The organism is Streptomyces sp. P9-2B-2, from assembly GCF_030406865.1.
Lineage (GTDB): Bacteria > Actinomycetota > Actinomycetes > Streptomycetales > Streptomycetaceae > Streptomyces > Streptomyces platensis.
This window is the reverse complement of sequence record NZ_CP129126.1, coordinates 4,152,390-4,164,848: the sequence shown is the minus strand read 5'-3', so window position 1 is coordinate 4,164,848 and position 12,459 is coordinate 4,152,390. Positions and strand designations below refer to the sequence as shown.

11 protein-coding genes and 2 pseudogenes are annotated in these 12,459 nt (G+C 66.4%); 7 read left to right on the top strand and 6 right to left on the bottom strand.

What is annotated here, in order from left to right:
- The first annotated feature begins 78 nt into the window (after positions 1–78).
- The 5 genes from QT196_RS18125 to QT196_RS18105 all read left to right on the top strand — a co-directional run bounded on the left by QT196_RS18125 (position 79) and on the right by QT196_RS18105 (position 4,684).
- Positions 79–537, top strand: a complete 459-nt coding sequence (locus QT196_RS18125) for an Lrp/AsnC family transcriptional regulator (protein ID WP_042155701.1) — start codon at positions 79–81, stop codon at positions 535–537.
- A 167-nt stretch (positions 538–704) separates the two neighbouring features.
- Positions 705–1,868: an aminofutalosine synthase MqnE gene (gene mqnE, locus QT196_RS18120; protein ID WP_168483816.1), complete on the top strand. Its 1,164-nt coding sequence runs from the start codon at positions 705–707 to the stop codon at positions 1,866–1,868.
- Positions 1,869–1,912: 44 nt separating this feature from the next.
- The gene (locus QT196_RS18115) at positions 1,913–2,437 is read left to right on the top strand and encodes a GNAT family N-acetyltransferase (protein WP_168480052.1); all 525 of its coding nucleotides are present in this window, start codon (positions 1,913–1,915) and stop codon (positions 2,435–2,437) included.
- Positions 2,438–2,587: 150 nt separating this feature from the next.
- On the top strand, positions 2,588–2,878 hold the full coding sequence (locus tag QT196_RS18110; protein WP_168480046.1) for a DUF4229 domain-containing protein: 291 nt from the start codon (positions 2,588–2,590) through the stop codon (positions 2,876–2,878).
- Positions 2,879–3,328: 450 nt separating this feature from the next.
- Positions 3,329–4,684, top strand: a complete 1,356-nt coding sequence (locus QT196_RS18105; protein WP_266738249.1) for a dicarboxylate/amino acid:cation symporter — start codon at positions 3,329–3,331, stop codon at positions 4,682–4,684.
- A gap of 376 nt (positions 4,685–5,060) precedes the next feature.
- On the opposite strand, the gene QT196_RS18100 is transcribed toward QT196_RS18105, so the two are convergent.
- Both QT196_RS18100 and QT196_RS18095 read right to left on the bottom strand, forming a co-directional pair.
- Positions 5,061–6,107, bottom strand: coding sequence for a hypothetical protein (locus QT196_RS18100; protein ID WP_290355248.1), 1,047 nt, complete (start codon positions 6,105–6,107; stop codon positions 5,061–5,063).
- 11 nt (positions 6,108–6,118) lie between these two features.
- A complete protein-coding gene (locus QT196_RS18095; protein ID WP_266738253.1) occupies positions 6,119–6,511 on the bottom strand; it encodes a hypothetical protein in 393 nt (130 codons plus the stop codon).
- A gap of 450 nt (positions 6,512–6,961) precedes the next feature.
- Here QT196_RS18095 and QT196_RS18090 point away from each other — a divergent pair.
- Positions 6,962–7,878 (top strand): annotated as a pseudogene (locus QT196_RS18090) (aminoglycoside phosphotransferase family protein).
- A gap of 3 nt (positions 7,879–7,881) precedes the next feature.
- On the opposite strand, the pseudogene QT196_RS18085 reads toward QT196_RS18090, so the two are convergent.
- From QT196_RS18085 to QT196_RS18075, 3 genes and pseudogenes are all read right to left on the bottom strand, one after another.
- Positions 7,882–8,478, bottom strand: a pseudogene (locus QT196_RS18085) (sporulation protein); the annotation flags it as partial.
- Between the two features lie 42 nt (positions 8,479–8,520).
- Positions 8,521–9,393, bottom strand: coding sequence for an IS3 family transposase (locus QT196_RS18080; protein ID WP_168477820.1), 873 nt, complete (start codon positions 9,391–9,393; stop codon positions 8,521–8,523).
- Positions 9,390–9,698: a transposase gene (locus QT196_RS18075; RefSeq protein ID WP_168477819.1), complete on the bottom strand. Its 309-nt coding sequence runs from the start codon at positions 9,696–9,698 to the stop codon at positions 9,390–9,392. The genes QT196_RS18080 and QT196_RS18075 overlap by 4 nt, the downstream gene beginning before the upstream one ends.
- Before the next feature lie 37 nt (positions 9,699–9,735).
- Here QT196_RS18075 and QT196_RS18070 point away from each other — a divergent pair, with 37 nt between their 5' ends.
- Positions 9,736–9,960 carry a hypothetical protein gene (locus tag QT196_RS18070; RefSeq protein WP_290355246.1) on the top strand — a complete coding sequence of 75 codons (225 nt, stop codon included), beginning with the start codon at positions 9,736–9,738 and terminating at the stop codon, positions 9,958–9,960.
- A gap of 225 nt (positions 9,961–10,185) precedes the next feature.
- Here QT196_RS18070 and QT196_RS18065 read toward each other — a convergent pair whose 3' ends face one another.
- Complete coding sequence (locus tag QT196_RS18065) at positions 10,186–12,381, bottom strand: IPT/TIG domain-containing protein (RefSeq protein WP_290355245.1); 2,196 nt, start codon at positions 12,379–12,381, stop codon at positions 10,186–10,188.
- Between the last annotated feature and the right edge of the window lie 78 nt (positions 12,382–12,459).

The following is a 12,459-nucleotide window of genomic DNA, read 5'->3' as shown; positions in this document are numbered from 1 at the left end:
TACAGGGCTAAGGCCCTGCGTGCCTTAGATTCTACAGGCAGAACCCGAAAATGCGTAAAGATTGGAAGGCTTGAGGGCATGGACGCGGTGGATAGGCAGCTCATCCAGGCACTTCGCGAGAACGGCCGGGCCTCGTATGCGGAGCTCGGCCGGCTCGTCGGCCTCTCCGGGCCCAGCGTCACGGACCGGATCAACCGCCTGGAGGCGGCCGGTGTGATCACCGGCTACCGCGCGACGGTCGACGCCGCCTCGCTCGGCCTCGGCGTCACGGCGCTGGTGGGCATCTCGCTGTCGGACGCCACCGACCACGAGGACGTCGCACAGCGGCTGCGCGACCTCGAAGAGATCGAGGACTGCTGGTTCATCGCCGGCGACGACTCGTACATGCTCAAGGTGCGGGTGGGCGACGTGGACGGCCTGGAGCGCACCATCCGGCGGCTGTCCGGCACCAAGGGCGTCTCCCGTACGCGCACCACGATCGTGCTCTCCACCAAGTGGGAGAACCGCGTCGGCCAGCTGCCCGAAGAGGCCGAATAGGCCACCGGGCGCCACCGGTACCCACCGGGGCGGACGGGCGCGCCAGGGGGCTCCGTCCGCCTCTCTTACGGGGGAGTACGCTCGGTGAAGCCCGTTTCCGGCTCCGCAAGGGCACCGGAACGGCACCGATACGGCAGAGACTGGGAGGCGACCGGATGGCTGCGTCGATGGATGTGGGCCTCAAGCGCGAGCTGGAGGCGAAGGTCCACGCCGGGGAGCGGCTGACCCGCGAGGACGGTATCGCCCTCTACGAGTCCGACGACCTGGCCTGGCTGGGCGGCCTCGCCCATGAGGTGCGTACCCGCAAGAACGGCGACGTCGTCCACTTCAACGTCAACCGTCACCTCAACATGACGAATGTGTGCACCGCGTCGTGCGCCTACTGCTCCTTCCAGCGCAAGCCGGGCGAGAAGGACGCGTACACGATGCGCATCGAGGAGGCCGTCCGCCTCGCCAAGGCGATGGAGAACGACAACCTCACCGAGCTGCACATCGTCAACGGACTGCACCCCAACCTGCCGTGGCGCTACTACCCCCGCTCGCTCAGCGAGCTGAAGAAGGCCCTGCCGAACGTCTCTCTGAAGGCCTTCACCGCCACCGAGATCCACCACTTCGAGACCATCTCCGGGCTCTCCGCCTCCGAGATCCTCGACGAGCTGATCGACGCCGGCCTGGAGTCGCTGACCGGCGGCGGCGCCGAGATCTTCGACTGGGAGATCCGGCAGCACATCGTCGACCACCGCACCCACTGGGAAGACTGGTCGCGCATCCACCGCCTCGCCCACGAAAAGGGCCTCAAGACCCCCTCGACGATGCTCTACGGGCACATCGAGGAGCACCGCCACCGCGTCGACCACGTGCTGCGGCTGCGTGAGCTCCAGGACGAGACCGGCGGCTTCCAGGTCTTCATCCCGCTGCGCTACCAGCACGACTTCGTCGACATGCAGGACGGCAAGGTCCGCAACAAGCTCCAGGCCCGGACGACGATGGCGACCGGCGCCGAGGCCCTGAAGACCTTCGCGGTCTCCCGCCTCCTCTTCGACAACGTCCCGCACGTCAAGTGCTTCTGGGTGATGCACGGTCTGCAGACCACCCAGCTCGCCCTTCAGCACGGCGCGGACGACATGGACGGCTCGGTCGTCGAGTACAAGATCACGCACGACGCGGACAACTACGGCACGCCGAACAAGCTGACCCGTGAGGACCTGCTGGAGCTGATCCGCGACGCCGGCTTCCGCCCCGTCGAGCGCAACACCCGCTACGAGGCCATCCGCGAGTACCCGGGCCCGGACCCGGACCGCCGCGAATCCCCGCAGGCGATGCGCGTCTGACCTGCTCGGGAGCACCGTCCGAGGGGAGCGTTAGGGTCCGGGTCATGAACGTGCGTTTCGACCTGGACCCTTCTGTCACCCCCGAACTCCATGACGGGATATGCGCGTTGTGGGCCGAGGTCTCCAACGCCGGGGGCGCCGTCGGGTTCGTCCCGCCGGTGACCCGCGAGGACGTCCGCCCGGAGCTGCGCAAGCATCTGACGGCCATGGCCGAGGGCCGCCAGCGCCTGGTGGCCGGGCGGGACGCGGACGGCCGGGTGCTGGCCACGGCGTTCCTCACCACCAACACCCACCGCCTGATGAAGCACTGGCTGTGGGTCTACACCGTCATGGTCCACCCCGCCCTCCAGGGGCAGGGCGCCGGCCGCCGGCTGATGTCGGCGGTCGCCGACGCCGCCCGCTCCGTCGAGGGGATCACCGCACTCCGCCTCACCTGCCGCGGCGGCTCCGGCGCCCGCCCCTTCTACGAGGCCTGCGGCTACCAGGAGGTCGGCCGGGTGCCCGGCGCGATCCGGGTGGCCGACGGCGACTACCGCGACGACATCACCATGTGGCTGGATCTGGGCTGAGGGAAGGCCGGGGCGCCGCGAGGGGCGGGCCGCGCCGGTGACCGGCTGTGGCGGGGGCCGGCTGCGGCGGGGGCCGCGAAGATCGCCCGAAGCGCTGTGCTTGACTGGATGCAGACCCTTTAGGTTGCCGTTGAGGAGAAGGTCCCATCCGTGAGTAGCCACAAGTTCGCCACGCTCCGCTACACCGCCCTTCGCATCGGCCTCTTCGTCGCCTCGTTCGCCGTGGTGTGGGTGCTGGCGTACGTCCACGTGATCCCGCTCGGGCTCGGCGCCTCCAACATCTTCTGGCTGCTGCTGCTCGCCGTCGTGATCTCCGCGCCGCTCAGCTTCGTGCTGCTGCGCAAGCAGCGGGACGCGATGGCCGAGCAGATCGCCCCCAGGGTCGACCGCCGGCGTGCGCGCTTCGCGGCCAGCGTCGGCCAGGAGGACGGCCTGAAGTAAGGCCGCCCCACCGGGGCCGCAGGACCCGTCATGTAACACGCCTCACAGCCGCTTCGTCGCGACAGGCGCCCGTCGCCGTGGACTTCGTTCCACGGCCGGGCGCCTGTCGCGTTTCTGACGGCGGGTCCGGTGCGCGGGCCGCCCCGGGAACCCAAAGATTTTCTTTGGGTTCCTCAAAGTTCAAGTGTTAACGTTCGTGGCATGAAGACAGCAGCCGCGCCTCCGTCCCCCATGAGCACTCCGCTCGTGGCGCGCCTGCATGTCGATCTCTGCCGCTGTATGTCCGCGGCCTGTTGCCGCCGCTGACCTCTCTCCTCCAGCGGCCGGAGATCCTTCTCCCCACCCCTCCGGGCGGGAGAGGCCCGCAACGCTGCTGCTCCGCAGCCGCTCGAGTTCCTGGCGCTTCTTTTCGCCGTCCCTGACGCCTGACCTGTCCCCGGAGTGTGTCCCTTGTCCCCGTCCGCCGAGACTTCCGAGTCCGCACCGGCGCCGCAGCGCCCCACGTCCTCCCGCATACCGAAGATCCCGTTCTGGGTGCAGATCCTGACCGGCCTCGCCCTGGGCGTGCTGCTCGGCTGGGTCGCCAAGAGCGGTGACGTCGGCTGGCTCACCACCACCCTCCAGCACATCGGCGACCTCTTCGTCCAGCTGCTGAAGCTGGCCGTGGCGCCGCTGGTCTTCTTCGCGATCCTGGTGTCGATCACCAACCTGCGGCAGGTCAACAACGCCGCCCGGCTGGCCTCCCGCACCCTGCTGTGGTTCATGGTCACCTCGCTGATCGCCGTCGCGATCGGCCTGGTCATCGGCCTGCTCAGCAACCCCGGCGCGGGCACCGGCCTGACCCCCAAGGACGGCAAGCTCCCCGACCACGCGGGCTCCTGGATCGACTTCCTGACCGGCATCGTCCCCACCGACATCATCACGCCGTTCACCGAGCTGAACGTCCTCCAGATCGTCTTCATGGCCGCCGTCGCCGGTATCGCGGCGCTCCAGCTCGGCGAGAAGGCCGAGCCGGTCCTCGCGATCAGCCGCTCGGTGCTGGAGCTGCTCCAGAAGGCCCTGTGGTGGGTCATCCGCCTCGCCCCGCTCGGCACCGTCGGCCTCATCGGCAACGCCATCGCGACGTACGGCTGGAACCTCATCGGCAAGTACGCGACCTTCACCGTCGACATCTACATCGGCTGCGCGCTCGTCCTCTTCGGCGTCTACCCGCTGCTGCTGTCGACCGTCGCCAAGGTCAACCCGCTCCAGTTCTTCCGCGGCGCCTGGCCCGCCATCCAGCTGGCCTTCGTCTCCCGCTCCTCGGTCGGCACCATGCCGGTCACCCAGCAGGTCACCCAGCGCCTCGGCGTGCCGCGTGAGTACGCCTCCTTCGCGGTGCCGTTCGGCTCGACGACCAAGATGGACGGCTGCGCCTCGATCTACCCGGCGATCGCCGCGATCTTCATCGCCCAGATCTTCGACGTCCAGCTGAGCATCGGCGACTACCTCCTGATCGCCTTCGTCTCCGTCATCGGCTCCGCCGCCACCGCCGGCCTGACCGGCGCCACGGTCATGCTGACGCTGACCCTCTCCACCCTGGGCCTCCCCCTGGAGGGCGTCGGCCTGCTGATGGCCATCGACCCGATCCTGGACATGATGCGCACCGCCACCAACGTGGCCGGTCAAGCTGTATGCACGTTGCTCGTGGCTGCGCGGGAGGGAATCCTCGACCGCGACGCGTACAACAGCACGAAGAGCATCAGCCTGAACGCGGCTACTGCTGGTGACGCGGAGGAGAAGGTCTCCGTGCCGGCCGCTGCATAGCCTGAGCTTGCCTTCCAACTGCGCCCCGATCTCCTTGAGGTCGGGGCGCAGACGTATACGGCATGTCACCGTGCCGCCGGTACCTGTCGAGGTCCGGGCCGTTTGCTTTTCACTCATCGCTGGGGCAGAAGGGGCTCACTTCTTCGAATGCTCAAGAATGCAAACGGACACCAGACACGTCCCGACGGCACCAATCGCCAGGCTGATGAGGGCGCTCGTTAGGCCGCGAGCCTCCGCAAGGCCCAATATGAATCCGCCGATACCCGCAAACGTTGCGATCCCGCCAAGGACGATCAGATGGAAGGACCTGAGGTTCAGGAATGAACCAAGCGCCTCGTTCAAGACCCACAGTGGAGCGAACCTCCTACGTTGAGATCTAGGCGATCGGTCCGCTTCCTCCACGAGATTTCCCCTCTCCGTACAATGGGTTGAACTTATCAGGGCCTACGTTCCGACTCTGCTGTTCCAGCTTCTTCGAATCGCTCTCGGGGGTGTAAGCGTAGTCGACAAACGTTGCGGCAATAGCGACAGGTACACCGAAAATCTTCCCTGCACCCTTGATGATCCCGCTGCCGATCTTGTTGACGACAGATTCGCCACCCGCGCCGAGCTTCCCGCCTGCAGTTTTGGCCATCCCCGCGACAGCGTTCGGCGGGGTGCCACCCACGAAGTAATTCCATGCTTCCCCGAACCTGCCGTGTAATGCGGAATCTCCAGCATTGATCCACGACTTATAGCTGAGGAATTCTGCCACCGGCTTGATGGTGTCACTGCCCCAGGGCTTAGCTCCCAGCGTGTGCGTGCCGACGCGGTCACCCTTTTGGAAAGCCTTCTTGTAAGAGCTAATTGAGGTGTACACCTTGCCCTTGAAGCCCTCTGCTGGCTTGCCGGCAGTGTTGCTATGGAGGGCCTGGGAGGCAAAGTTGTCCGTTTCTTCTGCGTCGGCGAGGATCTCCTGGATCCTTAGGCTGAACGCTTCGATCTTTTTCTTCTGTAGGGCACGTATCTCTTCGTTGTCGGGGTCGTCTTGGTTTGGGAGGTCCTGAGTGGTGTCATTGCGGGCCTCGACATGGCCAGTGCCGCTGATCACCAAACCCCGGTCCGGCGCCTCTACATCGGCGAGTTTATGGAGGTCCGCTTTGTTCTTTTTCAGCCTGCCGTGGGCGTCGCGTAAGATGTCACGGATGCCTTTCGCCTCAGTGACCGCATCCGTGATCTCCTTGTCTGCGTCCTCGATCTGGCTAGCTGCCACCGCCGAGGTGAGGTCGAGACTGTTCCAACCGGCCTGACTAAATGTCTTCGAGACATCCTGCGTGAATGCGTCGTCCAGAGCGTCGAGGTGGCGGGCCTGGGTGTCCCATGCCTCGATGGCACTCTCCAGCCTGCTCAGATCGAGGTGATAGAGCTGCTCATACGTCACCATGCACTGTCACCTCATCCGAAGGGCGTGGACTTGGGCGTGGACTTGAATTTCTCCGCGTTCTCGCCCTCCGTCCGCTCATAATTGTCGGCAGTATTGGTGCACTTGGCGTGTATGCCGCGTAATGTCCCGACGAGTCGCGCAACCTGATCGTCCCAGATATCTGCCGTCTGGCCCAGGGACTTGCCTAGACTTCCGTCCCATGAAGCGCTTTTGAAAGCTGCGGCCGCGTGCACGGTCTCATCCTTGGCGCCACGCCCCTTGGTGTGCAGCTCACCTGCGAGTTCCAAAGAGTTGTTTCCGGCCTGACGTAGTTTCGCCGGATTTTTGATCTGAGCAACTCCGGTTCCCCCCGTATTGGGAGGGGTGGGTGCGGTTCCCCAGTCCACTACATGATCCCCCTTCATGTCGATGCTCTCCCTGCGGGCGCCCCGTGTTGTCCGCGCAGAACTTTTGATCGTACATGCGTCCCAATGGTGATCCGATATGGGTGCCGCAGGTTGGCTGATAAGTGGTGACTCGGTTACCCCTTAGGGCTGCCCGTGCAGTATCCGGAGCATTAGCCGCTTAATTTGGCCTCAGCTATCAACGTAACTCGATTCGTACGTTTTCTTAACGCGTCCTTGAGGGCTAGGTCGCCTCAGCTATCCACTCAGAGGTTGAGTGGGTCGCGGCGGCTTCGGCCTACCTGCTGGTCGGCTGGAGCCGCATCCGCTCTAAGAGAGGCTTGATCCACTCAATCCGCTCGTTCAAAGCGGGCTCCGCTCGGTACGGTCGTGGTCGTGTCCGGCGCGCGTGGGTTGGTCGCCATAGCGTGTGCCGGTTGATCGCGCGCGACTAGGGGAGCTGGTTCGGGCATGGCGGTTGACGCTGCTCGGGGTTCGGAAGAGGGGTTCACGTCGGCGGGGCGGCGAGGGTGATGGCTGCCGCGTGCCGGGCTGCGGGGCTCGATGACAGAGGGGCGGAGCTGATCCGCTTTGGGGAGAACGGACTGTTTCGGCTGGCGTCGGCGCCGGTGATCGTGCGCGTGGCCCGTGGAGAAGAGTGGATGCCCAAGGCCCGTACGGAGGTGGCCGTTTCGCGGTGGCTGACGGGTGAAGGGTTCCCTGCTGCTCGCATCGTCGAGGGTCTGGAGCAACCGTTCCTGATAGACGGCCACCCCGTGACCTTCTGGCACCTGATCGTTGAGGGTGACCGGAAGGCTACGTATGGGGAGTTGGGCGGCATTCTGCGCGACCTTCACACCCTGTCCGTCCCGGAGGGCCTTGAACTGCCGTCGTTCAATCCCTTCGACAAGCAGGAACTGCGCCTGGACCGCGCCGTGATCCCGCAGGATGACAAGCTCTTCTTGCGGAAGCGGTGGCGGGAGCTGCGGGACAAGTTCAACGACTTGAGGTTCGAGACACCCAAGGGGCCCGTTCACGGTGATGCCCACGTGCAGAACCTCATGGTGGACGATCAAGGGCAAGTGATCCTGATCGACTTCGAAGCCTTCTGCTTCGATCACCCGGAGTGGGATCTGATGGTCACGGCCGTGGAACACCACAGCCTTGGGTGGCAGACCGATGAGCAGTACGCCGGCTTCGTGAGCGCATACGGGCGGGACCTGTACGACTGGCACGGGTACGAGACGCTCCGCGGCCTCCAGGAGTTCGGCATGACGACGTGGCTCATGCAGAACGTGCAGGAGGACGAAGTCACCGCGGCCGAGTACCGACGGCGCATCGCCGGCCTCCGGAATGACGACGGCCCTCGGGACTGGCGCCCCCGGTAGCTGCTACTCGTCGTCCAGGCGGGCAAGGGCGTCACGTACCTGGTCGTCGAAGGCGGCCACGGAGGGGTTCCCTACGTGGATGCCGACCTCCTGCTGGAAATCGGTGACGTAGCGCTGGAAGCGGGACGACTGGAGCGTGTCCCCGCTGTCGACCGCGAGGCTTGCGGTCTCCACGGCGGCTTCCAGCTCGCCGTTCAGAAGCTGGCTTTGGGCGAGGACCATCCGGCAGAACCCTAGGGTGCGGGCGTACTTCGGGTCGGTGTCGTCGACTGCTCGTTGTGCGGCCTCGATCGACTCGCGGCGCATCTTCAGGTCGCGGAAGCAGTGGCAGAGTTCGCCCATGAGTTCTGCTGAGTCGAAGTAGCCGAGCCATTCCGGGTCTTCGCCTGTGTCGGCTCGCTCGAAGTGGTGTTCTGCCTCGTTCATGGCTCGGCCGGCGCCGGTGGTGTCGCCCGTGTTCGCGTAGGCACGGGCCTCCATCGCTGCGTAGTTCGCCATCGCGCGTGGGGTGGCTCGGCCCTTGGCTCCCTCGACGGCGGCGCGGGCAAGTTGAATCGCCTGGGCGTGGTTGCCGAGGTAGTTCGCCTGATGGCTCAGGTTGCTGAGCTTGTTCCGCTTTGACGGACACCATCGGTGTGGTGGTCAGGCTGCGAGTGCGGTCTCGTATTCGGCGGGACTGCGGTAGCCGAGGCTGCTGTGTAGTCGCTGCAAGTTGTACCAGCCCTCGATGAAGTCGAAGATCGCAGTGCGGGCGGTGGCCCGGCTGGGCCAGGAACCCGTGTCGAGCAACTCCCGCTTGATGGTGGCGAAGAACGACTCGGCGAGCGCGTTGTCCCAGCACTGCCCGGTGCGGCCGACGGACAGGCGGACGCCGAACTCCGTTGCCAGGGTGGCGAATTGCTGACTCGTGTACTGACATCCACGATCCGAGTGGAAGATCACTGGCCGGGTGGGACGACGCTGGCGGCAGGCGGATGTGAGAGCGTCCGCGACCAGTTCGGTCCGCAGGTGGTCGGCGGTGGACCAGCCGACGACGCGGCGGGAGGCGATGTCGATGACGGTGGCCAGATAGAGCCAGCCCTCCTCGGTGGCAACGTAGGTGATGTCACCGCACCAGCGTGTGTCGACGCCGTCCGGGTCGGGGGCGAAGTCCCGGACGACGAGGTCGGGCCGGGACGTGGCCCGCGGGTCGGGGATCGTCGTCAGCTGCCGTCGTCTGCGGTGCCGGCCCTGCAGCCCGGCGTTGCGCATCAGTCTGGCGATGCGGCGTCGGCCGCAGTCCTCGCCCTGTCGTTGCAGGGCGGCGTGGACTCGCGGGGCTCCGTAGGTCCCGCGGGACCGCTCGTGAACTTCGGCGATCTTCTCGGTCAGCTCGGCATCGCGGACCGCCCGCGGACCGGTCCTGCCACTGCGGCGGGCGTAGAAGGCGGCTCGGGAGACCTGCAGCAGTTCACACGCGCGCTTGACGTTGTGACCGTCTCGCTTCTCCGCCTCGATGAACGGGTGCACCGTCACCGGGTCTCCTTCGCGAAGAAAGCCGTCGCCCGCTTGAGGACCTCCACGTCCTCCCGCAACCGGCGGTTCTCCCGCCGCAGCGCGGCCAACTCCTCACGTTCGCTGCTGGTCAGCCCATCGCGCTCGCCCGCGTCGACCTCGGCCTGGCTGACCCACAGCCGCACCGCGGTCTCGGTCAGGTCGAAGTCCTTGGCGACCTGACCGACCGAGCGGTCACCACGCCGGCACAGCTCGACGATCTCGGCCTTGAACTCCGACGTGAACGAACGGCGAGGCCGAGGCTTCTTCTTCCCCATGCTCTCCATGATGGACATCCTCCCGGGGCAGAACCCCTGATCTCAGATGTCCGTCAAAGCGCATCAAGCCCAGTTCGGCTCTGCACTGAGAAACGTACATACTCAGTGTGCAGTTACGAACGTCGCCGGCCAGGCAGTCATCCCGATCCTGGTCTCCGCCCGGGAGAAGATCCTGGACCGCGACGCGTACAACAGCGCCGAGAGCATCAGCCTGAACACGGCCGCTGCGGATGACGCGGAGGCGAAGATCTCCGTGACGGCCGCCGCATGACCTGAGCTCGTCCTTTGGCTGCGCCCTCGGGGAGGGTGTGCGAACGCGATCCGTGTGCATGGTCGCCCGATGTGGGCGGCCAGGAACACGGATCGCGTTCTTCGTGCACGGTGGAGGAGACCGGTGTGCCGTGCCGGCCGGTCCTTCTCTCACGGCGGGCCCATGGCCGTTGACCCCGGCTGTGGGTGGTGTGGGCTCTGCGCAGACGGGGCGGCGGGGGCAGGGTCAGAGGGCGATGAAGGGGGCGTGGGCGGTGGAGGGTTGGAGGGTGGGGGTACCGGCGAAGGTGGCGTCGTAACCGCCGTTGAGGATGATCAGCGGGAGGCTGAGGATCTCGACGAGGGTTGCGGTGCCGTTGGCGTCGGTGATGGCGGTGCCCAGGAAGTGTCCGCCGGTGCTGAAGGTGATGATCTGGCCGGGGACGGGCAGTCCGGTGACCGTGTCGGTCAGCGTGGCGGTCAGGAACGGGAAGTGGAGTTGGAGGGGGAAGAGCTGGATGAGGGCGGGGGTGGCGGTGAGGCTGGTGGCGTGCGGGGTGACCACGGCTTGGTAGGTGAAGCAGCAGGCCAGGGTGGCGGTGCCGCCGGGGGTGGTGATGGTGACGGCGGCGGTGCCGGGGCTGCCGGGCGGGGTGGTGGCAGTGATCTGGGTGCCGGCGGGGTTGACGGAGACCGCGGTGGCGGGGACGCCGTTGAAGGTGACGGTGGCACCGGTCAGCCCGGTGCCGGTGATCGTGACCACGGTGCCGCCGGCCGCGGGACCCTGTCCGGGGGTGATGCAGGTCAGCACCGGGATGGCGAGGTAGGTGAAGCCGCCCGGCACGGTGCTGGCGCCGCTCGGGGTGGTGACGACCACGGGGCAGGTGCCGGGGGTTCCGGGCGGGGTGATGGCGGTGATCTGGGTGCCGGCGGGGTTGACGATGACGTTGGAGGCCGGGCGGCCGCAGAGGGTGACGGTGGCGCCGGTCAGGTCGGTGCCGGTGATGGTGACCATCGTGCCGCCGGCGACCGGCCCTTGGGTGGGGGTGATGCCGGATGTGGTGGGGGCGGCGGCATAGGTGAATGCGCCGGGCAGGGTGACGGCGCCGACCGAGGTGGTCACCACCACGGTCGCCGGGCCGGGAACGCCGGCCGGGGTGGTCGCGATGATCTGCGTACCCGCGGCGTTGTAGAACAGGTTGGTTGCCGCATTGCCGTTGAACGTCACCGTGGCACCGGACAGATTCGTGCCGGTGATCGTCACCACTGTGCCACCCGTGGCCGGTCCCTGCGCCGGGCTGATCGAGGTCACCGTGGGGGCAAGCAGGATGACGCTGACAGTGTTCGAGCCGGTGTTGGTGACGTAGACGTTGCCGCTGGGCGCGACCGTCAGCGCTTCCGGGTCGGTGCCGACAGGGACTGTGTCGGTGACGGTGTTGGTGGCGCTGTTGATCACCGACACAGTGTTCGAGCCCGCGTTGGCGACGAAGACGTTGCCGTTGGGCGCGACCGCCACCGCGATGGGGATGTTGCCGGTGGGCACGGTGGCGATGACGGTGTTGGTGGCGCTGTTGATCACCGTCACGTTGGCCGAAGCGAAGTTGGCGACGTAGACGTTGCCGTTGGGTGCCACCGCCACCTTGAACGGGTTGGCGCCGACGGGCACCGTGGCGGTGACGGTGTTGGTGCCGCTGTTGATCACCGTCACGTTGTTCGAATTGGTGTTGCCGACGTAGACGTTGCCGTTGGGGGCCACTGCCACCGACTGCGGGCTGGTGCCGACAGGGACCGTGGCGATGACGGTGTTGGTGGCGCTGTTGATCACCGTCACGCTGTTCGAACCCTGGTTGGTGACGTAGACGTTGCCATTGGGTGCCACCGCCACCGCGTCCGGACCGGCGCCGGTGGGCACGGTGGTGATGACGGTGTTGGTGGTGCTGTTGATCACTGTCACATTGGCCGAAGCGACGTTGGTGACGTAGACGTTGCCATTGGGTGCCACCGCCACCGCGAACGGGTTGTTGCCGGTGGGCACGGTGGTGATGACGGTGTTGGTGGTGCTGTTGATCACCGTCACATTGGCCGAACTCTGGTTGGCGACATAGACGTTGCCGTTGGGCGCCACCGCCACAGAAGACGGGCTGTTGCCGGTGGGCACGGTGGCGATGACGGTGTTGGTGGCACTGTTGATCACCGACACATTGGCCGAACCGAAGTTGATGACGTAGAGGTTGCCGTTGGGCGCCGCCGCCACCCCGACCGGGGTCGTGCCGACGGGGATGGTGAGGGTCGCCAGGAGAAGAGTGAGCGACGGCTGGAGCGCCGAGACCCCCTGGGCACCGTGTGCCACGGTCGCGGCTGTGGGAAGCCCGCCCGGCGGGGTGCCCTGGGCGAGTGCGGCAGGAATCCGCGGCGTCACCCACGGCTGAATGGTTGTGCTCATGAGGAGCCCTCTCTTCGCGATGAAGGGGGCTGCCCTTGATCTTCGCCCGGCCCTGTGCGGCACCGGGCATCGCGGCCC